This is a genomic window from Nocardia sp. NPDC051052 (assembly GCF_044456045.1).
GTDB lineage: Bacteria > Actinomycetota > Actinomycetes > Mycobacteriales > Mycobacteriaceae > Nocardia.
In genome coordinates, this window is sequence record NZ_JBITFL010000004.1 from 608,323 (window position 1) to 633,288 (window position 24,966).

Consider the following 24,966-nt stretch of genomic DNA (forward strand, 5'->3'; position numbering starts at 1 on the left):
ATGCGGAAGATCAGTGTGGGGGTCGCGCGGCGAGTGGCGCTGGCGGCGCAGGGGTTCGCGGCGCGCAAGCCGGTGCGCAGTACGCGCCGGTCGGTGCTCGGGGTGGTCGAGAAAACGCAACTGTTGCAGCTGGATTCGGTGTCGGCGGTGGTGCGGGCGCACTACGCGCCGGTGTTCAGCCGGATCGGGGCCTACGATCGGGCGCTGCTCGACGAGGCGGCATGGAGTCACAACGCGCGACGGCCGCGGCGGCTGGTGGAGTACTGGGCGCACGAGGCGGCGCTGATCCCGGTCGAGGATTGGCCGTTGATGCGATGGCGGATGAAGCGGTTCGAGAACGGCCGGTGGTCGTCGGCCACCAAGGTGGTGGAGCGCAATCCCACCCTGGGCAAAGACATCCTGGATGTGATCGCCGAGGTCGGCGCGTGCACCGCCGGCGAGGTGGAGCGGCATCTGGAACTGGACAAGCCGCGCGCCAAGGGTTCCTGGTGGAATCTCAGCGACACCAAAATGATCTGCGAGCAGCTGTTCGCCTCCGGTGCGCTCTCGGTCGACAAGCGCGTCAGCTTCGCGCGGCACTACGACCTCGTCGAACGGGTGATCCCGCCGGACGTCTTGGCGCGCACCGTTTCCGAGGAGGACGCGGTGCGCGAACTGGTGCTCCGCGCGGCCACCGCGCACGGCATCGGCACCGAAACCGACCTGCGCGACTACTACCGACTACACCGCAGCCAAACCGAACCCGCTATCGCCGACCTCGTCGACGCGGGCGAACTTCTCCCGGTAGAGGTCGAAGGGTGGGATAAGCCCGCCTACCTGCGCGAGGGCACCCCCATCCCGCGCCGGGTCGAAGGCGCCGCCCTGCTGTGCCCGTTCGACCCGCTGATCTTCTTCCGCGCCCGCACCGAACGGCTCTTCGATTTCCACTACCGCATCGAGATCTACACTCCGGAACCCAAACGGGTACACGGCTATTACGTCTTTCCGTTCCTACTCAACGGCGAACTCGTCGGCCGCGTCGACCTCCGCGCCGAACGTGCCGCGGGCCGCCTCTCCGTCCCCGCCGCCTTCGCCGAACCGGGCCACGACACCCCCGCCACCGCCCACGCCCTCACCGAGGCCTTGCGCGACATGGCCGACTGGCTAGAACTGGACAAGGTAGTACTCGGCCCCCGCGGCAACCTCGCACCCCTGCTGTGACCAACCCGAGCCTGGCCAGCTGCGGCCCGCGTATCACGGTGCGGATCCCGAGAAAGAGTGCGGCTGTCGGTCAGACGTCGCGCTTCTGGCCGTAGCCGCGCATCTGGTCGCGCAGGGCGCCCGAGACAGCGCCGGACAACCACGAGTTCAGGGACTGGTTGCTCTGTGCGGCAGCCTCTTCGGCCTTGGACTTCAACGTTTCGACCAGGCGCAGGGTGACTCGGCTGATGTCGCCGGTCATTTCGTCGAAGCTGGGGTGGTCGTCGGCGCCGGACTTCTTGCGCAGGTCGACCTTGGCTTCGGTGCCGTCGAAGGAGAGGTGCACCGTGCGGTCGCTCAGTTCGGTGCTGAGTTCGGTGGCGAGTTCGGATAGCGCGGCAAGGAGCACCAGCCGGGCCGAGCTCTCGGTCGCCGCGGCCAACGCCGCCGCGGTGGCCTGGGTCTTTTCGTCGCCGAGGGCGGCAGCCGCGATCAGGTCCTCGCGCAGGCGGGCGGTGTACTTGTTCAAATCCATGACATCAGTGTGACGCCAAATTTGATGTCACGCAAGGACGGGGGTGGCATCACAAACGTGCGGCGGATGACCGTACACCCGACCGGCCGGTCCATTCAGTGACGACGGTGTCGAGGGCGTTCCTTCGACCGGGTAGCCTTTCTGACCATGACGAACGGTGAATCGACGCCACCCCGCGATGCGAGCGTGGGGGCCGAAGGCGGCAGCGTGCGTAACCACGGAGTGGCAGCGAGCACCGCGCGTCAGTCGGAGCCGCAGGCGTCCGGCACCGTGGGCGTCGCGATGGTGACCCCGTTCAGTGCCGACGGCAAGCTCGACATCGATGCCGGCGTCGCGCTCGCCGCCCGCCTGGTCGATCGCGGTGTCGATCTCCTCGCGATCTCCGGTACCACCGGCGAATCGCCGACGACCAGCGAACAGGAAAAGGCGGACCTGCTCCGCGCCGTCGTCGACGCCGTCGGCGACCGTGCCACCGTGATCGCGGGCGCGGGCACCTACGACACCGCGCATTCCATCGAACTCGCCCGCAACGCCCAGCGCGCGGGCGCGCACGGCCTGCTCGTGGTGACGCCGTATTACTCGCGCCCGTCGCAGGAGGGTCTGTTCGCGCACTTCACCGCGGTCGCCGACGCCACCGACCTGCCGGTCACCCTCTACGACATTCCGCCGCGTTCGGTGGTGCCGATCGCCAGCGACACCATCCGCCGCCTGGCCGAGCACCCGCGCATCGTCGCGGTGAAGGACGCCAAGGGCGACATGAACGCGGGCGCCGACCTGATCGCGAACACCGGCCTGGCCTTCTACTCCGGTGACGACACGCTGAACCTACCCTGGCTGTCGATCGGCGCGACCGGATTCATCAGCGTCATCGGACATCTCGTGCCCGAACGGCTGCGCGAGTTGCTTACTGCTTACACCTCCGGCGCGGTGGCGCGCGCCAGGGAGATCAACGCGGCCCTGGTGCCGTTGAACTCGGCAATGTTCCGGTTGGGCGGTGTCGCGATGAGCAAAGGCGGCCTTCGCCTGCTCGGGATCGACGCGGGCGAGCCGCGATTGCCGCAGTTGATGCCGAATCCTGAACAACTCGAGCTCCTTGCTGCTGATTTACGGGCAGCGGGGGTGCTCGGATGAGAGAGCGGAGCAAGCGAATCACCACACAGCAGAGCGAGCTGATTATTCAGGGCACCTCGGGCACGAGGGTTAGCGAGGTGTGGGCATGACCGAGCCTGTCGCACGTCGTCCCCGCCGGACCGCGTCCCGCGCCGCGGGCGCGCCGCCGCCTGTTCCGGCCGAGCAGCCCGCGCCCGTTGCGCCGCCGAAAGCCGCGCCGCAGCCCGAGGTTACGGTGCAGGCGGAGGTCGTCGCCGTGCGGTCCGAAGTGACCGCGCAATCCGAGCCCGCGGCGGCGAAGACCTCGCAGCCGAGGAAGGCCACCGCGGCGAAGAAGTCCGCGCCCGCGAAGAAGTCGGGTCCGCGTGCCGAGGCACCGCAAAACGGCCAGCAGGCAAGGAAATCCGGCCGTGGCCGGCAGCAGTCCGGCCGTGGCCGCGCCGACCAGTCCGCGCCGCAACAGGATTCGCGTCCCGCGTCGCTCGCGCACGAGCGGTTGGGCGCCCCGCCGAAGCTCGCCAAGAACGGCCTGCGCATCTTCGCGCTCGGCGGCATCGGCGAAATCGGCCGCAACATGACCGTTTTCGAGTACGGCGGCAAGCTGCTCATCGTCGACTGCGGCGTGCTGTTCCCCGAGGACCAGCAGCCCGGCGTCGACCTGATCCTGCCCGACTTCCGGCCCATCGAGCACCGGATCAACGATGTCGTCGCCGTCGTGCTCACGCACGGCCACGAGGACCACATCGGCGCGGTGCCGTTCCTGCTACGGCTGCGCGGCGATATTCCGGTGGTCGGCTCGAAGTTCACTCTCGCGCTGGTCGCGGCGAAGTGCCGGGAGCACCGCCAGCAGCCGAAGCTGATCGAGGTCATCGAGGGCCAGCACACCGAGCACGGCCCGTTCGACTGCGAATACTTCGCCGTCAACCACTCCATTCCGGACGCGCTCGCCGTCGCCATCCGCACCCCCGCGGGCGTGGTGCTGCACACCGGCGACATCAAGCTCGACCAGCTGCCGCTGGACGGCCGCCTCACCGACCTCGCCGGCTTCTCCCGGCTCGGCGACGAGGGCGTCGACCTGTTCCTGGTGGACTCCACCAATGCCGAGGTGCCCGGCTTCGTCACGCCGGAACGTGAGATCGGCGGCGTACTCGACACGGTGATCGGCAAGGCGCGCAACCGGGTGATCGTCGCCTCGTTCGCCAGCCACGTGCATCGCATCCAGCAGGTCGTCGACGTTGCCCAGAAGTACAACAGGCGAGTCTGTTTCGTCGGTCGTTCGATGGTGCGCAACATGGAGATCGCGCAGGATCTCGGCTATCTGACGGTGCCGGAGAGCGTGGTCGTCAGCCTCGATCAGGCCGCGACGCTGCCCGGCGATCGACTGGTGCTGATCTCGACCGGTTCGCAGGGTGAGCCGCTGTCGGCGCTGTCCCGGATGGCTCGCGGCGATCACCGCCAGATCACCATCCACGCGGACGATCTCGTGGTGCTGGCCTCCTCGCTCATCCCCGGCAACGAGAACTCGGTGTTCGCGGTGGTGAACGGCCTGGCCAGGCTAGGCGCCACGGTGATCACCCAGCAGAACGCCAAGGTGCACGTCTCCGGGCACGCGTCCGCCGGTGAGCTGCTGTACCTGTACAACGCGGTGCGGCCCACCAACGCCATGCCGGTGCACGGCGAATGGCGGCACCTGCGCGCCAACGCGGCGCTCGCCATCGCGACCGGCGTGCCGGAAGATCGGGTCATGCTCGCCGAGGACGGCGTCGTGGTCGACCTGGTCGACGGCATCGCCTCGATCGTGGGCCGGGTGCCGGTCGGGCACGTGTACGTCGACGGCCTCTCGGTCGGCGACGTCGGCGAATCGACGCTGTCGGACCGGCTGGTGCTCGGCGAGGGTGGTTTCATCTCGATCACCGTCGCGATCGACGAGACCACCGGCAAGGCCGTGAGCGCGCCCGAGGTCAACGGACGCGGCTTCTCCGACGATCCGACGGCGCTCACCGTCGCGGCCGAGCTGGTCGACGCGGAGCTGCAGCGGCTGGCCACCGAGGGTGTCACCGACATCCACCGGATCGCGCAGAGCGTGCGGCGCGTCGTCGGCCGCTGGGTCGCCGACACCTACCGTCGTCGCCCGATGATCGTGCCGACGGTGATCGGCGTCTGATCGACGAATACTGAAAAGCGCCGGAAGCCATTGGCTTCCGGCGCTTTCGGTTGTCCTAGCTCATTCCTCGCAGGCCGCGGAAGCGATCTTCGCGCTCTTGACGATGTTGCACGCGAAGGTGTGGTCGACCTTCCATTCGCCGCCCTCGGACACGAAGGAGACGAACGCGTCGTCGACCGGGCTGCCGTTGATGGTGACCTTCGCGTCGGCCTTCAGCTTGCCGTCGCTGGGGTCGTTCACCTTGGTGATCTCGACCTTGACGCCCTGCTTCTTGGCGGCGTCGACGAGGTTGGCGACCAGGTAGGGATCCTGCTCCGCGGCTTGGATCCAGCTGATCTTTTCCTTGTTCGGCACGTTCGGATCGAACGCCTTGGTCAGGCGGTCGTTCAGCTGCTGGGCCGAAGGCTTGGCCAGCACCGGCGAGGACGGAGTGGTCGGCGCGGAGCCGGTTTCCTTGTCGCCCTTGTCACTTCCGCCCTGCAGCTCGCCGGGTTTGGTGTCGGCATTGGCGGTGGTGCTCGGCGACGCGGTCTCCTTGTCGCCGGAGGCGCAGGCGGTGAGCGTGCATGCGGCGGCGGTCAGCACGACGGCCACGGCGGCCCGGAAAGTGCGGTGTTTCACGATGTTTCCCCTGAATCGATTCGCGGACGTCAGCCGTGGTTGGACGTGCAGTTCCAGTGCACGATGTAGGCGTCGGAGGAGTTGTTGGCCCGCGCCTTGCTCTGCGCGCCGCTACGCGAGGCGGCGTAGCCCCAGCTGTAGGCGCCGGTCCGGCTGGAATAGGCTACCGCCCCACAGCCATTGGCGAACCAGACCACCGTCTCGCAGTCACCCGCACCGCAGCTGCGGATCGCGCGCGCCTGCGCCGCCCCCGAATCGGGATAGTCGTAGGAGTAGCCGATAAGTCCGGTAGAGGTGGACAACGCGATCGCGCCGTAGTTGTACGCCTTGGCCTGAGCGGCAGGCGCGCTGATAGCCAGCGCGCAACTGGCGGCGGCCACAACGGCTGCACCAGTAACAAACTTCTTCACAGGGAATTTGCCCTTCTTGTCATTAGGTCCACGACCCGATGGACCGAGTGACAAGGTACATAGCGAACACTCATTGCGCTACCCAAGAATTCGGGGCCTCGGGCGGCGGTGGCGCACGCCCCTTTTGCAGTCCGTGATGCCTGTGCGGGAACCGGAAGGTGCGGTGGTCGGTATGTTCAGGGGGTGAGCATCGCGCAGCGGGAACGTCAGAAGCTCGTCGAGACCATGACGGCGGTCGGGCCGGAGGCGCCGACGCTGTGTGGCACCTGGACGGTGCGAGACCTCGCCGCGCACTTGGTGGTTCGGGAGCGGCGGCTCGATGCCGCGCCGGGCATCATGTTGAAGCCGTTCGCCGGGTATCTCGAAGGCGTGCAGGCGAAAGTGGCCGGCCAGCCGTTCCCCGAGCTGCTGGAACTGGTTCGGACCGGGCCGCCGTGGTGGTCACCGCTCCGACCGGTCGACGCCCTCGCGAATCTGACCGAGATGTTCGTCCACCACGAGGATGTGCGCCGCGCCGGCCCCGGCTGGGAGCCGCGTGCGCTGTCGCAGCAGGACGAGGACAAATACTGGTCGCTGGTCAGCCGCATGGCCCGGCGGTCCTACCGTAAATCGCCGGTACAGGTGGTGCTGGAGACGCTGGACGAAAAGCGGGCGGTCGTTCGGTCGAAGTCGGGCGAGGAGGTGGTGTTGACCGGCGCGCCGTCGGAGCTGCTGCTGCACTCGTTCGGCCGCAATGAGGTTCGCATCGAGACCACCGGCACTCCGGAAGCCGTCCAAGCCGTTTTGGCCCTCGATCGCTCCGTCTGACGGCTACTTCACAGACTTGTTCAGTTCTTCGCACACCGAGTCGGCGGTGAAGACTGGTGTGAAGACGCGGTTTGCTGTGTGAAGTTGTGGCCCGACCGGTCGGCTTCGACACGCGGGATCGGCCGCTGGGGGCGTGCGCAGCCGGATCCCCGGCGACCTGGGCATCTGCACAGTTCGGCACTCCTGAGACGGGCGATACTAGTGTTGCGGATGGTCTGGGAGGGGCGTTTGCGGCTAGCCTAGGTTCATGGCAGGTAAGTCCCGCAGCACCACGACTACTCGGGCGCGGGCGGGATCGGCGCGGGGGAGGACCACGGCGGCTCGCTCTCGCGCGGCCACGCCCCGCACCACGGCGACCCCGCGCGGGCGCCGCCCACCCGCGCGCAGGCCGGTGCAACGCAGGTCGAACACCGCGCCGCTCGCGGTGCTGACCCGTGGCATCAGCAGCGGCTGGAACATGCTCGCGCGCGGCCTCGGCGCCACCACCCGGACCCTGAGCAAGGCGGGCGAGATCGAGCACGGCCATCGCCGGGACGGCATCGCGCTGGCGCTGATCGCGTTGAGCGCGGTGATCGCGGCGGCGGTGTGGCTGTCGGCGGGCGGGCCGGTGGGGCACTGGGTGGGTGAAGCCATCCGCGCCGTGGCCGGTTCGGCGTCGGCCGGGCTGCCGTTCGTGGCCACCGCGATCGCGGTCATTCTCATGCGGACCGAGGCGCATCCGGAGATCCGGCCGCGGCTGGTGCTCGGCGGCCTGCTGGTCGGGCTGCCGATTCTCGGACTGTGGCACGTCATCGCCGGGGCGCCGGCCGATCCGCACGGGCGTTCGCGCGCCGCGGGTTTCGTCGGCTTCGTGGTCGGTGGACCGCTCACCAATGGACTCACCGCCTGGCTTTCGGTGCCGATTCTGCTGCTGGCCATCGTCTTCGGCGTGCTGTTGCTGACCGGAACCACGGTGCGCGAGGTGCCTGCCAGGCTGCGCGAGTACTTCGGCACCGGCAGCGGTGGCGACGAATACGGCGAGTACGACGGCGAATTCGGGTACGACCCGGCCAAATACGACGCCGATGGGTTCCCGCTGCATTCCGCCAAGGCCAAGCGCCGCGGCCGCACCCCCGTGGAGAACTACCCGGCCGACGAATTCGGCGATCCCGACGCGGTGACCGAGGTGATCGGTGAGCCGCCGTTGCAGGACGCCAAGCCGATCGCGACGGAAGAGCCTGCCGTCAAGCCGAAACCGAAGAAGCAGCGCCCGGTCGTGAAGGTCGAAGACCAGACCCCGCCGCCGCCGAAGCAGCTCGAATTCGTCGCGGACCGGGAGGTCGAGGGCGACTACATCCTGCCGCCGATGTCGCTGCTGACCGACGGCGATCCGCCCAAGAAGCGCAGTGCCGCCAATGAATCGATGATCGAGGCGATCACCGAGGTGCTGGTGCAGTTCAAGATTGACGCCGCCGTCACCGGTTTTGTGCGCGGGCCGACGGTCACCCGCTACGAGGTGGAGCTCGGACCCGGCGTTAAGGTCGAGAAGATCACTGCGCTGGCCCGAAATATCGCGTATGCCGTTGCCACCGAGAATGTCCGGCTGCTCGCCCCGATTCCCGGCAAGTCCGCCGTCGGCATCGAGGTGCCGAACTCCGACCGTGAGCTGGTCCGGCTCGCCGACGTGCTCAAGGCACCGTCGACCCGAAATGACCACCATCCGTTGGTGATCGGGCTCGGCAAGAACATCGAAGGTGATTATCTCGCCGCGAACCTGGCCAAGATGCCGCACCTGCTTGTCGCGGGTTCCACCGGTTCGGGTAAGTCGAGTTTCGTGAACTCGATGCTGGTCTCGCTGCTGCATCGGGCCACACCGGACGAGGTCAGGATGATCCTGATCGACCCCAAGATGGTGGAACTCACCCCGTACGAGGGCATTCCGCACCTGATCACGCCCATCATCACCCAGCCGAAGAAGGCGGCCGCCGCGCTGACCTGGCTGGTCGAGGAGATGGAGCAGCGCTATCAGGACATGCAGGCCAACAAGGTTCGCCACATCGACGACTTCAACAAGAAGGTCAAGTCCGGCGCGATCACCGCGCCGCTGGGCAGCGAGCGGGTGTACCGGCCCTACCCCTACATCCTCGCCATCGTCGACGAGCTCGCCGACCTGATGATGACCGCGCCCCGCGACGTCGAGGACGCGATCGTGCGGATCACCCAAAAGGCCCGCGCCGCAGGCATTCACCTGGTGCTGGCCACTCAGCGCCCGTCGGTGGACGTGGTCACCGGCTTGATCAAGACCAACGTGCCGTCCCGATTGGCCTTCGCCACGTCGTCATTGACCGACTCGCGCGTCATCCTGGACCAGCCCGGTGCCGAGAAGCTGATCGGCATGGGCGACGGCCTGTTCCTGCCGATGGGCGCGAACAAGCCCACCCGCCTACAGGGCGCGTTCATCAGCGACGAGGAAATCCACGCCGTCGTCGACTTCGCCAAGAACCAGGCCGAGCCCGAATACCAAGAGGGCGTCACCGCCGCCAAGCAGGGCGAGAAAAAAGACGTCGACCCCGACATCGGCGACGACCTCGACGTCTTCATCCAAGCCGTCGAACTCGTCGTCACCTCCCAATTCGGCTCCACCTCAATGCTGCAACGCAAACTCCGCGTCGGCTTCGCCAAAGCGGGCCGCCTGATGGACCTGATGGAAACCCGCGGCGTCGTCGGCCCCAGCGAGGGCTCCAAGGCCCGCGACGTCCTCATCAAGCCCGACGAGCTGGATGGTTTGCTGTGGACCATCCGCGGCGGTGGTGACGAGCCCCCTCCGGAGGAGTCCGACTAGGAACCAGCCAGCCGGCGTTGCGGCTGAGCTACCGTCACGATTCGGCAAGAACCGCCAACACGCGCTGCGATCGAGGCGTCGACGGCTACCGGCCCGAAACCGGGACGAATGTTAGGGTGATTGCGTGATCATGGAGGAAGTCGACAGACTCTAGCCGCCCAGTCGGAGGCGGCGCTTTGGTTGCACATTCCTCTTGGTGTATCTGCCGCGTCCTGCTGTCTGCAATACAGGTCTCGGCAACGCCTGACGGTGTACTCGTGACTCGTCACGTTGAAACGTCCTGGAATCGGCTAATACAGTGCGTTCGGCATACCGAGTCAGTCTCCGCCAGTTGATCTTTTGTGCACTCGTGTCGGCACCTTTTGATCGCGCGATAAGCGGCATAGAGCGAGTGTTCGCCCGTACCCGCTGCCAAGGCCAACGACGGACAGAACAGAGAAGGAATCCGCGGCCAGTCAGCTGTAGACGCGGTAGAGCGCCTCGGCCGCGCATACCGGCTTGTCCGATCCCTCGCGTTCGAAGGTCAACTCCGTCACCACTTCCGCGCCTCCGCTGATCTTGTTGATCGCCTTGATCGCCAACCGCATTCGGAATCGTGCATCCACCGGTAGTGGTGCCGGGAAGCGGACGCGGTTGACGCCATAGGCCACCGCGAAAGCGAACCCGTCCAGCCGCCACAGCTCGGTCATCAGCGAAGGCGCCGCCGCGACCAGGTACCAGCCATGCGCGATCGTCGAACCGAACGGTGTCTGCTGCGCGAATTCCGGGTCCACGTGCAGTGGATTTCGATCCCCGGTCACATCGGCGAACCGGTTGATCGTGAACTGTGTGATCGTCTGCCAATCCGAAACTGCTTCCCGCCCAGCGGCGGTCACCAGCTCGTCCACCCCTTCAATGATGATCATCGCCCGATGCTAACGACCCCAGCACCACGCCGACCGGCATACCCCCGCGATGCGGCGCGCTCACAGGTATGCACGCTCGTCGGGGCAGATGCGCAGCCGCCACGGCCGGTTCGAACAGCGCGCCATGCGGCTAGCCATTACAGCTCACTGGGGTTAACTCGAGCTAGATGGCCAATCGACAGGGCCGACTATAAAAACAGCACGATCTACAGCAGCACCCGCCCGCTCCTCGAGCCGCGAAGATCCGCCTGATCTACGGCACGAAGAAATCGATTTCCCCTAAACATGTGCCCCTGCTGCCCGCAGTGGCCGTGGTCTGGCAACCTCGGCGGTCACACATGGGCACAGAGGTGGTCGGTGAGGTAGCGGCCGGTAGTGCTGTGCGGGTCGGCGGTGATCTTGTCGGGGGTGCCGGTGGCGAGGATGCCGGCCGCCGGCGGCGCCGCCGGCGGGACCCATGTCGATGATGTGGTCGGCGTTTGCGATGATGTCGAGGTCGCGTTCGATGACGATGACGATGACGGTGGCGCCGTGTTCGTTGAGGCGTTCGATGACCGTGAGCAGGGTGCGGATGTCGTAGGGCAAGCAGAGCCGAGGTTACGGGATGGCTCCGGCCTGGTGAAGACTGTCGACGACCGGTCACTCGACACACGGGTCACCGTCCAGGCGACCTGTGTGTTGCGACGATATTCGCTGCTTACAGCATCGGTGATCGTTGGCGGATTGTCTGGCACGCTCACCGATCTCGGCACCGGCGGCGTGCCGCAGCTTCGCGGGGAGCCGCAGGTGACCTTTGCGAATGATCGACGCCATCCCGCCCTCATCGGCTGAAACGACAACCAGGCCTCGAGTGACCCGCCACTGCGAGTTGGCGGTAGACCTCGGGTTCGTCGGTTCCGGCGGCGGGCTGCAAGATCTCCACAAGGCCGCCCAGGGACTCGACGAGTTGGCGAATCTCGTTGCGGCTCGAGCAAGCAGGACGGGGTGGTGCGGGCGCTCGCAGTCATCCCTGATTGCGAGCGCCCGGAGCTCGCGAACGTCTAGGGCAAGCAGCCGTTCTGTTGCAGCTGCGCTGCCAACGAGTCCGATAGCGTCGCCTGTGATCCGACGGTGACGCCATTTAGTGCGGAAACGTCGATGTCAGCGCGAGCTGCGCAGCCGAGCAGATCGGCGGTGACGGTGACGGTCTGGTCGGCGTGGGCCACACCTGCCCCGGCCGCTAGCAAACCTGCCAGTAGTACAACCGAGGAACCCGCTTTAGCGAACCTCATGAGATCTCCTCCTTCGAATCGCATTCGTGTGAGTTTGCTCGATCTACGGACACGGAATATCCCGATTGCACAGAAGTAACCATCCGCTCGTTCGGACCGCGGCGGGCGAAGAGCCAGACCGGGGACACGGGCTACGACATCCACGCGGCACAGCTCGCCCACCTTCTCGTTCCGCCAGCTCCGGTACCCGGGGGCGGAGCTGAATCCCCATGTCTGGATCGTTGGTAATTGTTAGGGCGACTTTATGCGCGTTAAGGGTCCGGAATGCGTTGTGTCACAAGTAGTCCCGGCAACAGACGTAGCGGCCCGCACGGCTTATACCGTTGCGGAATCGAAGCGGTAACACTGCGAGCAGATCGGGATGATGAGCGAAGAGCAGAAAGGCACCTCTGAGGAAAAGGGCGGCATCAAACCGTCACAGGTCACCGCGGCGGCGCTGGCGGCGGTCACTGCGGCTTTTCTGGGATCGACGCTCGGCGTGGCCGGCACCGTGGTGGGTGCCGGGATCGCGAGCGTGGTCTCGACGGTAGGCGGTGAGCTGTACCTGCGCTCACTGAGCAAGACCAAGGAGGCGGCGCAGCGCACCAAGGAGGCGGCGCTGGCGCTGACCGACTCGAGTACTCGGGAGCAGGCCGGGCCGGTTCAGCAATCGCGACAGGTGCCCGGACAACGAGCGATCGGCTACCAACCTGCCGCGCAGCACCGGGTAACGGGTAGAAACGACATTCGTCCAGGAGCCGGTGCCGGGTACCGAACTCAGTGGGGGCCAAGGCACCCCACACCCCACGGGGTGCCACGGGCCAGTGCCGGACGGCCCGTCGACGGGGAACCCACGGTGTTCATTCCCCGGCTGAGTCCCGAATCGCCGGTCGCGGGTGCCGAAACCGGTGCAGAGCAGCTACGTCGCCGGTATAGCCTGCACTGGCCGTTGATCATCGGCACCAGCGTGGTGGGGTTCGTCATCGCGATTCTGGCGATCACCGGTTTCGAGGGCGTCATCGGGAAGTCGATCTCGGGCGACGAGGTCACCACCGTCGGCCACCTGTGGAGTGGTGGCGGGAGTGGCCAGCCCGACAAGCCCTCGACAGGCGACGAGGACGAGAACGTGCAGCCCGGTCAGAGCCGGGTGCCGACGACCACGACCCCGCCGAACGGCAGCGACGGCGCGAAAAGGCCGACGACCAGCGGTTCGGCACCGTCGATGAGCGAGCGGGGATCGTCGACACCATCGACCAGCATGCCCGAGTCATTGACACCGTCCACCAGCGTGCCGAAGCCGACGAACACATCGCGGACCCCGAACTCACCGCCGAGCAACAGCACCAACGCCCCGAGCGGTAGCAACCAACGCCCCGGCTCGAACTGACCCCCCCAGGTCTGACAGGAGTCAGATCATCAAGTCAACCCGTATCGGCTGGAATGGCCAGCCGATGTTGGAGAACGCAACGGTGATGCGGCAACCGCTTATCGCAGATCGTGCGCCCGTTCCCAGATCAGCTCGCCTGCCACGGCGGTGGGTCGGTAGCGGATGAATGCTGTGCCGGTCTTGAGGCTGTCGGCGAGGTCGGTGAGCATCGCCGTGAGCGAGACCCACAGTGGGCCTTCGTCGTCGGCGTTTTCGTCGGCGTATTCGGTGACGCAACCGAAGAGTTCGCCGCCTCGGGTGTCGATGAACAGTGTCGTCGCGTCGCGGTCGGCGATCGGCACGAACTGGGGCAGGAATACCCCAGCCGGTGTCCCTGCGGGCATGGCGCCGAGCGCTTGTGGGTCGAAGACTGCATCGAATTCTGGATTCTGGCGGCGTAGACCGGCTCGACCTGCACACGACCGAGGGCCGCTCCTGGCGTCTGACCCTCAACGCCGACGGCGTCCGCTGCGACGATCTCGCCGCCGAAGCGGAGCCGGGCGACATGGCGATGCAAGGCGCAGCGAGCGAACTGGTCCTCTACTTCTACGAGCGCGTCCCGCTCGACGGCCTGGAGACCACCGGCGACACCGAGCCGATGGAGCAGCTCGCAGACTGGGACCCGAACGCGTAAAACGCGCACTTGCGACGCATCTGTCGGTTGTGCGCGCTCCTGCGGGCACCACCGGGCCCAGGACGACGACAGACCACGGGGCACCGACCAAACCGCTTGACACAAAACGCCTTACGCTGATTTCCGGACGTTCGTCACCGACACCTGAGCTGCTCTGATCTCCCTGCCTCATGCAAGCGCGATTATGGAGGACTGCTGGCGGTGTCGGCATAGAGCAGATCGGCCAGATCGGCCAGATCGGCGGCTACTGCCGAACTCGCTCGATGCTCGGTGTCGATGGTCACAGCGCCATCGTGGCATCGTTGCAGGACTGCCGCTTCGGTACTGGAACGTGATAGCAAACGCTGCTGTTGCTGGGCCGAGGTCCCGATCAGCGAGTCTCCTGCCAGGCGGGCTCCGTCGCCCCGACTACGCTGCGCGATTCTCTTCGCCAGCTCGCTTTGCGACGCTTGCAGACACACCGTGGTGACATGTTCACCGGCGAGGGCATGCTGATATGGGTGCGGCGTCCCTCTGGCTACGACGATCAGCGCCCGCGCCCGCGCGTCGATAGCCGCGCCAGATTTGAATGAGGTTGTCGGCCTTGATCTTCGGCGCCGAGTCCGCTGTGAAGAACCCGAGTTGATCGGCGTCGATATAGGCAGCGGTGAGGCCACGACCCCACAGCATCTGTAGCGCCTCCCAACCCACGGTCGACTTGCCGACGGCGGTCGGGCCAACGAGGAGTAGTACCGGAAACTGCTCGGACACAGCGGATCTGGCCGACACCGAACCAGGCACCAATACTTCGGGCTCGAGCAGGCGTAATCGATCAGCCAGCATGCCGACGACCTCGCCCGGCGACAAATGGTTCTCCGGCAGTGCCCGCGACTTCATCGACGGCTCCCGTCGCCTCAGCGGCGGCCCGTTGCCCAACAAGCACTTCATCGGCTCCCCGGCCATCGAATTCGCGGGCGATCGCGCGTTCGTCGAGACCAATGCGATCCTGCTGGCCGACCACCTCGACTCCGGTCTCGGCGCGACGATCCACAACCGCTTCCTCGATCGCGTGCGCCGTGACGACGGCGTCTGGCACATCGCACACCGCGACTCCGTCTACGACCTCGGCGGCAGCCGCGGCATCGGGCGAGGCATCGCCGAACGCTTGGCCCGGGACGGCGCTTTGGTCGCGGTGCACTACGGCAGTAACGAAGCAGCGGCGCAGCAGACCGCAGCGGCCATCGCCGAGGCAGGTGGCCGGGTGTTCATCGTGGGTGCCGAGTTGGGCGTTCCCGGCGATGTGGAGACCCTCGCGAACGGTCTGGATGCTGAACTGAACGCGCACGGAGAGTGGGGAATCGACATCCTGGTGCACAACGCGGGGTGCTACGTCATGGGGCGGCCGATCGAGATTCTCGCCGCCGAGGAGTTCGACCGCATGATCGCCGTCAACGTCAAGGCGCCGGTATTCCTCACCCAGCGGCTGCTGCCACGGCTGCGTGACGGCGGCCGGATCATCAACATCTCCTCCGTCGTCGCCCGCCTCGCCCCGGTCCCCGGCATCGGCGACGCGCTCACCAAGGGCGCACTCGACGTGTTCAGTCATACCCTGGCCAAACACCTTGGGCCACAAAGAATCACCGTAAACTCCGTCGCGGTCGGCTACACCCGCACCGACATGATGGCCGAGGCGCTGGCCGATCCTGCGAACATGGCCCGCACTATCGGCCTGACCGCCCTCGGCCGGATCGGCCAAGTCCCCGATATCGCCGACGCGGTGGCCTTCTTGGCGTCCGAGGACGCCCGCTGGATCACCGGCGCCACGATCGATGTAACCGGCGGTGCCGGCCTATGAACAGCGGTCCTGCTCCCTGACCAGGGTCTGCCCACGGCCACCTTGGTGTAGATCCGCCAACAACGACCCAATACCCACCGACTAACGCCGCCCCACACGCTCATCGGAAGTGAGCGGACGCTCGCGAGATCAACTGCGGGCCGCGGCTTGTCGTCGATCGAACGCCCGCTCGGCGGCTACGAGAGTGCGTTGACTGCCGGGAATGGTCGGCGCGCGATCGAGATCAGACTGAGCGGAGACAGAACGGATGTCCGGCCGGGCTGGCGTATACCCGGGAGCCCTGCTGGTCGGAAGCGCCGACATCGTCGGTCGGTCGCAGCCGTCGACCGCCGGCGTCGAGCACCTTGTTGTCCGCGGTCCCCACGTCGTCGGTAGCCAGGTCGAGGTGCATCTGCTGAGAGGCGCCGTCGGGCCACTGTGGCGCCTCATGGCCGGGAGCGTGCTGGATCACGAGCACGGGGAAACCGTCGGTCTGCAGAAAGTGGTGCGTTGCCGTCTTCGTAATAGAACCGCCCAGCAGCCGGTGCCAGAACGAGCTCTCGCTGTCCAGGTCCGCAGCTTCGACGATCAGTGACGTCAGGCTGAGGTTCATGGTGTCTGTCTCCAATTCTTTTGTGGGAGAGGGTTACTCAGACCACGGGAATGATGCCGCCGTCGACCCGGAACTGCGCACCGGTGAGCCATTTGGCGCGGCCGGAGGCGAGGAACGCGATCAACTCTGCGACGTCCTCGGGTTCACCGGGGTGCCCCATCGGAACCTCGAGGTGATCCATGATCTGCTGCGTGACAGCGTCGATGCCGACGCCCTGGCTGTCGGCCATCTGCTGGAGGTGACCGGCCGCTCCCTCGGTGAGGACGAAGCCCGGCAGTACGCACACCACGCGGACGCCGTGTTCTCCCACCGCCGTCGCCAATTCGCGGCTGTAGGCGTTGAGTGCCGCTTTCGACGCGGCGTAGGACGCCTCGGCAGGCTGTGGGAGGTGGCTGGCGATGGAGGAGACGTGCACCACGACGCCGGAGCCGCGCTCGACCATCCCGGGGACCAGCGCCCGATCGAGACGGACTGCGCTGAGCAGGTTCATCTCCAGGTCGGCGAGCCAGGACGCGTCGGACCGCTCCAGGGTCGGCATCGGCGTGGTCGCCGCTCCCGCGTTGTTGACCAGGACATCAACGCCTCCGACGCTGTCGAGCACCCGCTGCCCGAGTTCCGCTGCTCCCGCCTCTGTCCGCAGGTCGGCGGGAATGAAGGTGGCGGGCAAGTCTTCCGGGGGTGCGGTACGTGAGGCCGTCAGCACGGTGGCGCCGGCTGCGGCGAAGCGACGAGCCGTCGCCTGCCCCAGCCCCCGGCTACCGCCGGTCACCAGCACCCGGAGGCCTGCGAGTCCTTCGTCTACGAACGTCACGGAGATATCCTTCAGTAAAGTGAACCAGACTCCGGAAACTGTACCCCTAAACGGAGTCGGACTCACCTTATGGAGGATCAGTGCCCTCATCACGCCCGCTGCGCGTCGATGCCCGCCGCAACCGCGAAGCACTCTTGGCCGCGGCGCGTGCGGAGTTCCTTGCCGACGGCGACGCCCATGTGGAGGACATCGCTCGGCGAGCCGGCGTGTCCGTCGGCACCCTGTACCGCCACTTCGACGCGCGCGAAGTGCTCGTCGCGGAGGTCTACCGCCAGGAGGTGGCCGAGCTCTGCACAGCCCCTGCCCGGCTGCTCGCGCTACACGCTCCGGACGAAGCTCTGCGCCTTTTCCTGTTGCTGCTCGTGGAGCATGCGGCAGTCGGCAGGGGGATGGGCGAAGTGCTGGAGAGCATCATGGCGACCGACTCCCCGACCTTCGAGGACACGCGCGAGGAGATGGCCCACGCCCTTGACGAACTGCTCACCGCGGGCGCTGCCGTCGGCCTGCTCCGTAGGGGAATCAGTGGGCGCATTGTCCTGCGCGCTCTCGGCGGCATCTGCGGAATCCGCACCACCGGCTGGAAGGACGACGCGGTACGCATCGCCACGATTTTGTATGACGGTCTGCGCTACGGCGCAACAAACGCCTAGACGTCTTCTGGTCCCGACAAGGCGGGCGCACAGCTTGGGCATCTGCCGGGCTCCAAGGTCACTCCGATGCACTACATCGAACGCGATGCCCTGGTGCCGGACTCGACTCCGGCGCTGGAGATGTTCGTGGGAGAATCGTCGACGAACAGTGGGATAACCGTGGGAGCGGGTCAAGTTCAGCCGGACGATTCTGATGTGGTGACACCGTGACCAGGCCGCTAAGGTTCCCTCGGCGAGATTCGAACTCGCACCTCCCGGAATCTAGGTCCGGTGCCTCTACCGATTGGGCTACGAGGGATCGGGTTTCGTATCCGTGGGTGGAGTTGAACCACCGGCCTGCACCTTTGGCGGGTGCCGCTCTTGCACTGAGCTACACGGATATGAAACACGGGTGGCAGCAGGAGGATTCGAACCTCCGGTGGTGAATACACCTGAATTACAGTCAGGCCCCTTCGGCCGCTCGGGCATACTGCCGTGTCCGTCGCTATGAAGTTGTCGAGCACGGACGGCGGGACTCGAACCCACAACCGGCGGCTTTGGAGGTCGCTGCTCTTCCAGTTGAGCTACGTCCGTATACACGAAAAAGAGGTCACCCCTTGGCGTTTGCCGCGGAGTGACCCCTTGCTCGGGTCTATGAAAGACACGGGTCAGGGGCCGCTCCGGACGGTCAGCCGTCGATAGGCGACCGTCGATAGCACGGCATCGGCGTACGACTGCCAGGCACCGCTGCGCGACCACTGTCGCTGCGGGGTCCCGGTCATCGTCTTCGCCTTCCTGAGTGGTGTGCTTTCTGTGGTACCGACGTTAACATCCGAATTTCGGGATGGGAACCGATTTTCGGTCAGAAGGTTCGGTTGCCTTCCCGCGTGATCTTGAATCCGGCGCCGGTGCTGTCGTTCGTGCAGGTCACCCCGCTCTCGGCGGAGTCGCACGTGAACGGTCCGACGGTGAGCACTCCGCCGTACGGCAACACTCGACCGCCGCCACGATTACCGCCGTCGATCGGCGCGCCGACGAACACACCCTGATTCAAGCACCGTGCCCCCGAGTGTGCGCCGACGGTGAGCGCACTCGCCTGCGGATTCTTGCTCCAGCACTCCTTGAACTCCGCGGGCGCGGGCGCGGTGGGTCCCTGACAGCCGACTTGAGCGTTGTCATCGATCGGCTGATCCAGGATCGCGCAGAGGAAGGACCCGCTCGGCGACTGGAAGTAGTACCCCATCTGCTGCCGGTACCGGGCCGGATCGACCGGACCGGACGCCGGCGGCCGCGTCGCGGTGGGGGCGGCCGAGGAGGTCGTCGGAACCGGTGCGGCGGATGAGCTCGCCGGGACAGAACTGGGCACCGAAGTCCTGGACGTCGGTGTGGCCGAACCCTTGTCGTCGCTGCCACACCCGGCCAGCAACGCCAGCGCGAGGGCGCACGGCAGCACGGCGATACGAGCTCCTCGGATTTGCATGACGGCATTCTGTCGTGCGACAGCAAGCTTTCGGTTAGGCGCGCCGTTGCCGGTGTCGTCGCACGCGTTCCGTCATCACCCCAGGTAGTGACGCTGCACGAGCGGGATCAGTGCTTGCGCGCCTGCAAGGTGTAGCTGAGCGGCAACCGCTCAGGGTGCTCGGTGAGGTGCCACTCGCCGCCGTCCCCGAGCGTCATCAATCCGGGCAACGCGTTCCACGGCGCGCTCCGATGCTCGACCAGGCCGGTGATCGAGAGGCCCGCGTTCAACAGCGCGGTCACCAGGTCGCCGAATCCGTGGTTCCATTCGTGCGTCGTCGTCTGAACGAACTCGGCGTCGGTGTCGACGTAGGTGCCGCCGTCGGAAAACACCATCGGCTCCGGCATTTCGAAGTACGGGTAACCGAGAACCAGTCGGTCCGTGTGATTTTCGTCGGTCGCCCACAGCATCGGATGACTCTCCCGGATGAACAGCCGCCCGCCGGGGCGCAGCAGGCCTGCGACGGTCCGCGCCCAGCGGTCGGCGCTCGGAAGCCAGCACAGCGCACCGATTCCGGTGTACACCAGGTCGAATTGCGCACCGCCGAGCGCGGATACCGCGTCATAGACGTCCGACTCGACGAAATCGATGCGCGTGTCGGTCTTTTCGGCCAGTGATCGGGCCTGCACCAGTGCCGCGGGGGAGAAGTCGAGTCCGGTCATGGTGGCGCCGAGCCGGGCCAGCGAGAGCGTGTCGGTGCCGATGTGGCATTGCAGGTGCACCCCGCGCAGCCCGCTGACGTCGCCGAGCAGCGGCCGATCGAACCGCACCACCTCGCTGAGAAAGTCCGGTTCCGCGAGGAATCGGTGTACCGCGTAATCGCGCGATGCGGCGTGCACCGGCGCGCGCTCGTCCCAGTTGGCCCTGTTGAGGTGGCGGTAGTCGTCGGTCACGGTCGTCACTCTGGCATGGACGGTGCGGCTAGCGCATGTGAAATTATGGTCAGCAACCACTCCGCTAGCCGACAAGAATGGACAAATCGGGCATGATGAACGCCATGACCTTCGTTATCGATCGACGCACCGCATGCAGGTAACCGCTGTCGAGTGGGTGATCACCATCGTGGTGATCCTCGGCTTGTTCGTCTTCGACTTCTTCGCTCACGTGCGCACCCCGCACGAACCGACCTTCCGGGAATCCGGCTTCTGGTCCGCCGTCTACCTCGGAATCGCCCTGGCCTTCGGCGGTTTCGTCGCCTGGCGGTGGGGTTCGACATTCGCGGGGGAGTACTACGCGGGCTTCGTCACCGAGAAGGCGCTCTCGGTGGACAACCTGTTCATCTTCCTCATCATCATGTCCACCTTCGCGGTGCCCAGGATGTACCAGCAGAAGGCGTTGCTGATCGGCATCGTGATCGCGCTGGTGATGCGCGGCGTGTTCATTGCCGTCGGCGCGGCCGCGATCAGCGCGTTCAGCTGGGTGTTCTATCTGTTCGGCCTGTTCCTGGTCTACACCGCGATCAAGCTGATCAGCGAGAGCGGGCACGAGCCCGAGCATGAGGAGAAGCGCGACAGCCGGATCGTCGCGCTGGCCAAACGGGTACTGCCGACCACCGACAGCTACGACGGCGACAAGCTGATCACCCGCGTCGACGGACGTCGCACGGTGACCCCGCTGCTGCTCGCGTTGCTGGCGATCGGCTTCGCCGACCTGCTGTTCGCCCTGGACTCGATCCCGGCGATCTACGGTCTGACGAGCGAGCCGTACCTGGTATTCACCGCAAACGCGTTCGCGCTCATGGGTTTACGGCAGTTGTACTTCCTGATCGGTGGGCTCCTCGATCGTCTGGTCTACCTGTCCTACGGCCTGTCGGCGATCCTCGCGTTCATCGGCGTGAAGCTGGTGCTGCACGCGCTGCACGAGAACACGCTGCCGTTCATCAATGGCGGCGAGCATGTCAGCGTGCCGGAAATCTCCACCGGGGTCTCGCTCGGGGTGATCCTCGGCATCTTGATCATCGCGACGGTCGCCAGCCTGCTGCGCACCCGCTCGGACTGAGCGGGACGCGAACGCTCAGAACACCCGGTTGCTGTCCGGTGCGATCTCGAACCCGTGCCCGTCGTTGTCGTTGCTGCAGATGACGCTGAAAGTCTCGGCCCGACAGGTGAATCCGTGCGCACGCAGGGTGGATCCGGCGGGCAGCACCGGTCCGGCGACCTGCGGCCCGGTGTAGAAACCCTGGTTCACGCAGAGGTATCCGGCGTCCTCGCCGACCGCGACCGCGGCGGCGGCCGGCGCGGTGCTCCAGCATTTCCGCATGTGCGGCGGTGCGGGGCCGGTCGCGCCCTGACAACCCGCGGTGCGGCGGGGCTGGCCGGTCGGCTCGTCGAGGATGCCGCAGGTGATCTGGCGGTCCGCGGTCTGGAAGTAATAGCCGTCGGCGTTCCGATATAGCACGGGGTCGGCGACGCCGGGCTGGGTCAGCGGACGGGCGGAGGAAGAGGTTGCTGGGTCCGGTTTGTCCAGTACACCCAGGTACGCGTACAACAGGCCGGCGGTGGCAGCCGTCGACGCGAAAACCGCTACGTATGTGCGCATGGCCGCGAGTCTGCCGTGTGAGGTATCGGGTATGTCTGTATCACGCACGGTGTGTCGCCGCAAGTTAGCTGACTTCGACTAACTACTCGGGCTCGCCGCCTGATGCCCCGCCCGTCGAACCGGCGAGCGAGGCATCAGGGCGTGCGTGGGACGGCAGGTTTCAGGACGCGAAAGCGCCGAGCACCGGAAGCCATTCGACGACGCGAACGTCATCGATCAACCGCTCCTTCGCGAACGGGTCCGCCGCGAGCAGCGTCTGCAAAGCAGCGGCGTCCTCGGCCTGGAACAGGATCAGCGCGCCGGACCCATCCGGGTACGGTCCGCTGGTCAGCAGCGCGCCCGCCGCGAGCTGATCGGCGAGCCAGCCGCGGTGCTCGGGGCGATGGGTGTCCCGGCCCGGGACCGTGGCCTCGGAGTAGGTGTAGTGAACGGCGAAGATCGGCACGGCGAATCGCTTCCTATGTCAGAGAGTGAGCAGCATCCGAGTATTACCGAGGGTGTTGGGCTTCACGTAGCTCAGGTCGAGGAACTCGGCGACGCCGGTGTCGTAAGACCGGCACATCTCCGCGAACACCTCGGCGGTCACCGGCGTGCCCTCGATCTCCGCGAAACCGTGCCGCGCGAAGAAATCCACCTCGAACGTCAGCACGAACACCCGCCGCAGCTCCAGCTCGCGGGCCACCGAGATCAGCCGCTCCACCACGATCCGGCCGACGCCACCGCCCTTGACATCCGGATGCACCGCGACCGTGCGCACCTCGCCGAGATCGGCCCACAACACATGCAGCGCACCACAGCCGACCACCCGGTCGTCGAGTTCGGCAACCCAGAATTCCTGCACCGCTTCATACAGCGTGACCAGGTTCTTTTCCAGCAATATCCGGCCGGCGTAGACGTCGACGAGGCGTTTGATCTCGGGCACGTCGGAGGTTCGAGCGCGTCGGACAACCAGTGCGGAGCTGTGCGCGCCTAACGGCACGCCTGGATGTGCGTCGCTGGTCGAACCACCTAGTGGTCCCCGAGAGTTCATGGGGTGCAGAGTAGTCGGGTGGGTTACCGATAGGCTGAACGTGTGCCACACATCCAGTCGTCCCGCTCACCGCATAATGCCGGGCAGCGGGTCCGGCATGACGCACGCCGGGCAGGCGCCGGGCGTCGTTGTGCCGTGTTAGGGCCGGGGCAGGCATGAGCGAGCGCAGCGAGCGAGCAATGTTGCAGCTGCCTCGTGCGCTCATGCCGGAGCCGAGCGCTAGCGAGGTGGAGGCATGAGTGCACAGCCTGAAGAAATAGAGCGACGCTGGTCCGCTGCCAGTCCGGTCCGCTCCGGCATCGTCGCACCGCACGCCGAACCCGTCGTGCCGCTGATGAATATCGCGAACATCCTGACCATGTTGCGGATCGCACTGGTCCCGTTGTTCGTGGTGGCGCTGTTCGTCGACGGTGGGCACGAGACCGGGTGGCGGCTCGTCGCGGCCGCGCTGTTCGGCATCGCCGCGATCACCGATCGCTTCGACGGGCAACTCGCGCGCAAATACGGTTTGGTCACCGACTTCGGCAAGCTCGCCGATCCGATCGCGGACAAGGCGCTGATCGGTTCCGCGGTGATCGGGTTGTCCGTGCTCGGCGACCTGGCCTGGTGGATCACCCTGGTCATCTGCGGCCGCGAGGTCGGCGTGACCCTGCTGCGGCTGGCCGTGGTGCGCCGCGGCGTGATTCCCGCCGGACGCGGCGGCAAGCTGAAAACCCTTGTGCAGTCCCTAGCCATCGCGGTTTTGCTGCTGCCGCTCGGCGGCTGGCTCGCCTCGGCGGGCATGGTGCTGATGTATGTGGCCGTCGCGCTCACCGTGATCACCGGCCTCGACTATGTCGGCCAGGCGACTCGGGTGTGGTTCGCGGGCGGGCCGGGCCGAGCGCGGGGCGCATGACGGCGACCTCCTCGGTGCCGACCGATCCGCTGATCGCGGACGTGCCCGCCGCCGACCTGGTGCACGTGCTGACCGCGGCGGGCCAGACCGTCGCCACCGCCGAATCCCTCACCGCCGGGCTGTTGTCCGCCACCATCGCCGGTGTGCCCGGCGCCAGCGCGGTGCTGCGGGGCGGACTCGTGGTGTACGCCACAGACCTCAAACACAGCCTCGGCGGCGTCAGCGACGAAGTATTGAAGACGGAAGGTCCGGTCGCCGCCAGCACCGCCGAACAGCTCGCGGTGGGCGCCCGAACCCAGTGCGGGGCAGACTGGGGAGTAGCACTGACCGGTGTCGCCGGGCCCGACGCGCAGGATGGACATGCGGTCGGCACCGTTTTCCTCGGTCTGGCCGGCCCTGGGCACACCGAGGTGATGCGGTTGAAACTCCTCGGGGACCGGTGGACGATCAGGATCAGTGCGACGCACATCGCGGTGCGCGAGTTACTGCGCTGTGTACGACGGCCGGACCCGAGTCCGGTCGGGCAAGGTGAGTGATTTGTACCGGGCGGGAACCAACCGGCCCATGTCCGACGTTGTGCCAGAAAGAACGGCGTGCGTGGCACTCGTGAGTGTCATGCAGGTCCCCTGACAGGGAGCGAAGGAGAACGAGATGACGCTGCTGCGAGAGGCCATCGGGGACAGTCTGCGGCGTGCTCGTCTCGCCCAGAGCCGGACCCTGCGCGAGGTGTCCACCTCGGCGCGCGTGAGCCTGGGCTATCTCTCCGAGGTCGAGCGGGGCCGCAAAGAAGCCTCCAGTGAGTTGCTGGCCGCCATTTGCGCGGCCCTCGATGTGCCGCTGTCCCGGGTGCTCTGGGATGTGAGCACGATCATGGCCGGTGCCGACGGCCTGCCAACGCGCACCCCGGCCGACGCCGCGGCCGCGCCGCTGCCGGTCGATGCGGAGCAGACCGCCGACGCCGAGGCCGCGCCCGCCGTGGACGCGCCCGCCGCCGAGCCCGCGCTGGCACCCGCTAGTGCCAGCCTGTCGGTGGCCGGAGCGGGCGGCCGTCCGCTGCCGCTGGCCATGGACACCCGAATCGTCATTCCCGCACCGAAGGCCGACATGCTGGTCCTGGTGAAGGGCATGTGACACCGAGCAACAGGTGGCTGCCGCGGCAACGCTGCGGGCCGGCGCCCGAAGCGGATAGATTCTCACTAGGCGTCGGTTGGGCCGGGTATACCCGGCCCACCGGTCGCATGGTGGAGGATAGGCAT

General features: G+C 66.6%; 28 protein-coding genes and 4 tRNA genes. 14 read left to right on the plus strand and 18 right to left on the minus strand.

Going from position 1 to position 24,966, the window contains the following annotated elements:
• The gene (locus tag ACIBCN_RS16830; protein WP_396992436.1) at window positions 1-1,200 is read left to right on the plus strand and encodes a winged helix-turn-helix domain-containing protein; all 1,200 of its coding nucleotides are present in this window, start codon (window positions 1-3) and stop codon (window positions 1,198-1,200) included.
• Window positions 1,201-1,270: 70 nt separating this feature from the next.
• Here ACIBCN_RS16830 and ACIBCN_RS16835 read toward each other — a convergent pair whose 3' ends face one another.
• Window positions 1,271-1,714 carry a hypothetical protein gene (locus tag ACIBCN_RS16835; protein WP_396992437.1) on the minus strand — a complete coding sequence of 148 codons (444 nt, stop codon included), beginning with the start codon at window positions 1,712-1,714 and terminating at the stop codon, window positions 1,271-1,273.
• A 282-nt stretch (window positions 1,715-1,996) separates the two neighbouring features.
• On the opposite strand from ACIBCN_RS16835, the gene dapA reads away from it, so the two are divergent.
• Together dapA and ACIBCN_RS16845 are read left to right on the plus strand one after the other, a co-directional pair.
• Window positions 1,997-2,845 carry a 4-hydroxy-tetrahydrodipicolinate synthase gene (dapA, locus tag ACIBCN_RS16840; RefSeq protein WP_396992596.1) on the plus strand — a complete coding sequence of 283 codons (849 nt, stop codon included), beginning with the start codon at window positions 1,997-1,999 and terminating at the stop codon, window positions 2,843-2,845.
• A gap of 85 nt (window positions 2,846-2,930) precedes the next feature.
• Window positions 2,931-4,988 (plus strand): ribonuclease J, encoded by a 2,058-nt coding sequence (locus ACIBCN_RS16845; RefSeq protein WP_396992438.1) that lies wholly within the window; start codon window positions 2,931-2,933, stop codon window positions 4,986-4,988.
• Between the two features lie 60 nt (window positions 4,989-5,048).
• Here the strand turns inward: ACIBCN_RS16845 and ACIBCN_RS16850 are convergent, their stop codons facing one another.
• Both ACIBCN_RS16850 and ACIBCN_RS16855 read right to left on the minus strand, forming a co-directional pair.
• On the minus strand, window positions 5,049-5,609 hold the full coding sequence (locus ACIBCN_RS16850) for a hypothetical protein (protein WP_396992439.1): 561 nt from the start codon (window positions 5,607-5,609) through the stop codon (window positions 5,049-5,051).
• A 29-nt stretch (window positions 5,610-5,638) separates the two neighbouring features.
• The gene (locus tag ACIBCN_RS16855; RefSeq protein WP_396992440.1) at window positions 5,639-5,989 is read right to left on the minus strand and encodes a DUF4189 domain-containing protein; all 351 of its coding nucleotides are present in this window, start codon (window positions 5,987-5,989) and stop codon (window positions 5,639-5,641) included.
• Between the two features lie 213 nt (window positions 5,990-6,202).
• On the opposite strand from ACIBCN_RS16855, the gene ACIBCN_RS16860 reads away from it, so the two are divergent.
• Together ACIBCN_RS16860 and ACIBCN_RS16865 are read left to right on the plus strand one after the other, a co-directional pair.
• Window positions 6,203-6,826: a TIGR03085 family metal-binding protein gene (locus ACIBCN_RS16860; RefSeq protein ID WP_396992441.1), complete on the plus strand. Its 624-nt coding sequence runs from the start codon at window positions 6,203-6,205 to the stop codon at window positions 6,824-6,826.
• A 247-nt stretch (window positions 6,827-7,073) separates the two neighbouring features.
• Window positions 7,074-9,647, plus strand: a complete 2,574-nt coding sequence (locus tag ACIBCN_RS16865) for a DNA translocase FtsK (RefSeq protein WP_396992442.1) — start codon at window positions 7,074-7,076, stop codon at window positions 9,645-9,647.
• 455 nt (window positions 9,648-10,102) lie between these two features.
• Here ACIBCN_RS16865 and ACIBCN_RS16870 read toward each other — a convergent pair whose 3' ends face one another.
• The gene (locus ACIBCN_RS16870) at window positions 10,103-10,552 is read right to left on the minus strand and encodes a MaoC family dehydratase (RefSeq protein ID WP_396992443.1); all 450 of its coding nucleotides are present in this window, start codon (window positions 10,550-10,552) and stop codon (window positions 10,103-10,105) included.
• Between the two features lie 423 nt (window positions 10,553-10,975).
• Between ACIBCN_RS16870 and ACIBCN_RS16875 the strand changes: the two genes are divergently transcribed.
• Complete coding sequence (locus ACIBCN_RS16875) at window positions 10,976-11,383, plus strand: hypothetical protein (RefSeq protein WP_396992444.1); 408 nt, start codon at window positions 10,976-10,978, stop codon at window positions 11,381-11,383.
• A gap of 209 nt (window positions 11,384-11,592) precedes the next feature.
• On the opposite strand, the gene ACIBCN_RS16880 is transcribed toward ACIBCN_RS16875, so the two are convergent.
• Complete coding sequence (locus ACIBCN_RS16880; RefSeq protein WP_396992445.1) at window positions 11,593-11,823, minus strand: hypothetical protein; 231 nt, start codon at window positions 11,821-11,823, stop codon at window positions 11,593-11,595.
• Between the two features lie 361 nt (window positions 11,824-12,184).
• Here ACIBCN_RS16880 and ACIBCN_RS16885 point away from each other — a divergent pair, with 361 nt between their 5' ends.
• Window positions 12,185-13,189: a hypothetical protein gene (locus ACIBCN_RS16885; protein WP_396992446.1), complete on the plus strand. Its 1,005-nt coding sequence runs from the start codon at window positions 12,185-12,187 to the stop codon at window positions 13,187-13,189.
• 98 nt (window positions 13,190-13,287) lie between these two features.
• Here the strand turns inward: ACIBCN_RS16885 and ACIBCN_RS16890 are convergent, their stop codons facing one another.
• The gene (locus tag ACIBCN_RS16890; protein WP_396992447.1) at window positions 13,288-13,572 is read right to left on the minus strand and encodes a hypothetical protein; all 285 of its coding nucleotides are present in this window, start codon (window positions 13,570-13,572) and stop codon (window positions 13,288-13,290) included.
• Window positions 13,573-13,586: 14 nt separating this feature from the next.
• On the opposite strand from ACIBCN_RS16890, the gene ACIBCN_RS16895 reads away from it, so the two are divergent.
• Entirely contained in the window at window positions 13,587-13,862 is a 276-nt protein-coding gene (locus tag ACIBCN_RS16895; protein WP_396992448.1) for a hypothetical protein, read from the plus strand.
• 474 nt (window positions 13,863-14,336) lie between these two features.
• Here the strand turns inward: ACIBCN_RS16895 and ACIBCN_RS16900 are convergent, their stop codons facing one another.
• Window positions 14,337-14,684 (minus strand): hypothetical protein, encoded by a 348-nt coding sequence (locus ACIBCN_RS16900; protein WP_396992449.1) that lies wholly within the window; start codon window positions 14,682-14,684, stop codon window positions 14,337-14,339.
• Between ACIBCN_RS16900 and ACIBCN_RS16905 the strand changes: the two genes are divergently transcribed.
• The gene (locus tag ACIBCN_RS16905; RefSeq protein ID WP_396992450.1) at window positions 14,683-15,696 is read left to right on the plus strand and encodes an SDR family oxidoreductase; all 1,014 of its coding nucleotides are present in this window, start codon (window positions 14,683-14,685) and stop codon (window positions 15,694-15,696) included. The two genes, ACIBCN_RS16900 and ACIBCN_RS16905, sit on opposite strands and share 2 nt — an antisense overlap.
• Window positions 15,697-15,919: 223 nt before the next feature.
• Here ACIBCN_RS16905 and ACIBCN_RS16910 read toward each other — a convergent pair whose 3' ends face one another.
• Window positions 15,920-16,288: a VOC family protein gene (locus ACIBCN_RS16910; protein ID WP_396992451.1), complete on the minus strand. Its 369-nt coding sequence runs from the start codon at window positions 16,286-16,288 to the stop codon at window positions 15,920-15,922.
• A 37-nt stretch (window positions 16,289-16,325) separates the two neighbouring features.
• A complete protein-coding gene (locus ACIBCN_RS16915) occupies window positions 16,326-17,099 on the minus strand; it encodes an oxidoreductase (RefSeq protein WP_396992452.1) in 774 nt (257 codons plus the stop codon).
• An 80-nt stretch (window positions 17,100-17,179) separates the two neighbouring features.
• On the opposite strand from ACIBCN_RS16915, the gene ACIBCN_RS16920 reads away from it, so the two are divergent.
• Window positions 17,180-17,749: a TetR/AcrR family transcriptional regulator gene (locus tag ACIBCN_RS16920; RefSeq protein WP_396992453.1), complete on the plus strand. Its 570-nt coding sequence runs from the start codon at window positions 17,180-17,182 to the stop codon at window positions 17,747-17,749.
• Between the two features lie 224 nt (window positions 17,750-17,973).
• Here ACIBCN_RS16920 and ACIBCN_RS16925 read toward each other — a convergent pair.
• The 6 genes from ACIBCN_RS16925 to ACIBCN_RS16950 all read right to left on the minus strand — a co-directional run bounded on the left by ACIBCN_RS16925 (window position 17,974) and on the right by ACIBCN_RS16950 (window position 20,140).
• A tRNA-Leu gene (locus ACIBCN_RS16925) sits at window positions 17,974-18,047 on the minus strand.
• Between the two features lie 10 nt (window positions 18,048-18,057).
• Window positions 18,058-18,129, minus strand: a tRNA-Trp gene (locus ACIBCN_RS16930).
• Between the two features lie 12 nt (window positions 18,130-18,141).
• Window positions 18,142-18,223 (minus strand) — tRNA-Tyr (locus ACIBCN_RS16935).
• 26 nt (window positions 18,224-18,249) lie between these two features.
• Window positions 18,250-18,322, minus strand: a tRNA-Trp gene (locus ACIBCN_RS16940).
• Between the two features lie 268 nt (window positions 18,323-18,590).
• Entirely contained in the window at window positions 18,591-19,208 is a 618-nt protein-coding gene (locus tag ACIBCN_RS16945; protein ID WP_396992454.1) for a hypothetical protein, read from the minus strand.
• 107 nt (window positions 19,209-19,315) lie between these two features.
• Entirely contained in the window at window positions 19,316-20,140 is an 825-nt protein-coding gene (locus tag ACIBCN_RS16950; protein WP_396992455.1) for a class I SAM-dependent methyltransferase, read from the minus strand.
• Window positions 20,141-20,273: 133 nt separating this feature from the next.
• Between ACIBCN_RS16950 and ACIBCN_RS16955 the strand changes: the two genes are divergently transcribed.
• Window positions 20,274-21,245 carry a TerC family protein gene (locus tag ACIBCN_RS16955; protein ID WP_396992456.1) on the plus strand — a complete coding sequence of 324 codons (972 nt, stop codon included), beginning with the start codon at window positions 20,274-20,276 and terminating at the stop codon, window positions 21,243-21,245.
• Window positions 21,246-21,260: 15 nt separating this feature from the next.
• Here the strand turns inward: ACIBCN_RS16955 and ACIBCN_RS16960 are convergent, their stop codons facing one another.
• The 3 genes from ACIBCN_RS16960 to ACIBCN_RS16970 all read right to left on the minus strand — a co-directional run bounded on the left by ACIBCN_RS16960 (window position 21,261) and on the right by ACIBCN_RS16970 (window position 22,815).
• Window positions 21,261-21,785 (minus strand): hypothetical protein, encoded by a 525-nt coding sequence (locus tag ACIBCN_RS16960; protein WP_396992457.1) that lies wholly within the window; start codon window positions 21,783-21,785, stop codon window positions 21,261-21,263.
• Between the two features lie 160 nt (window positions 21,786-21,945).
• Window positions 21,946-22,230 (minus strand): YciI family protein, encoded by a 285-nt coding sequence (locus ACIBCN_RS16965; protein WP_396992458.1) that lies wholly within the window; start codon window positions 22,228-22,230, stop codon window positions 21,946-21,948.
• Window positions 22,231-22,248: 18 nt separating this feature from the next.
• Window positions 22,249-22,815, minus strand: coding sequence for an amino-acid N-acetyltransferase (locus ACIBCN_RS16970; protein ID WP_396992459.1), 567 nt, complete (start codon window positions 22,813-22,815; stop codon window positions 22,249-22,251).
• Window positions 22,816-23,050: 235 nt separating this feature from the next.
• Between ACIBCN_RS16970 and pgsA the strand changes: the two genes are divergently transcribed.
• The 3 genes from pgsA to ACIBCN_RS16985 all read left to right on the plus strand — a co-directional run bounded on the left by pgsA (window position 23,051) and on the right by ACIBCN_RS16985 (window position 24,841).
• Window positions 23,051-23,710 (plus strand): CDP-diacylglycerol--glycerol-3-phosphate 3-phosphatidyltransferase, encoded by a 660-nt coding sequence (gene pgsA / locus ACIBCN_RS16975; protein WP_396992460.1) that lies wholly within the window; start codon window positions 23,051-23,053, stop codon window positions 23,708-23,710.
• Window positions 23,707-24,246: a CinA family protein gene (locus ACIBCN_RS16980; protein ID WP_396992461.1), complete on the plus strand. Its 540-nt coding sequence runs from the start codon at window positions 23,707-23,709 to the stop codon at window positions 24,244-24,246. The genes pgsA and ACIBCN_RS16980 overlap by 4 nt, the downstream gene beginning before the upstream one ends.
• Before the next feature lie 115 nt (window positions 24,247-24,361).
• Complete coding sequence (locus tag ACIBCN_RS16985; protein WP_396992462.1) at window positions 24,362-24,841, plus strand: helix-turn-helix domain-containing protein; 480 nt, start codon at window positions 24,362-24,364, stop codon at window positions 24,839-24,841.
• Window positions 24,842-24,966: the final 125 nt, after the last annotated feature.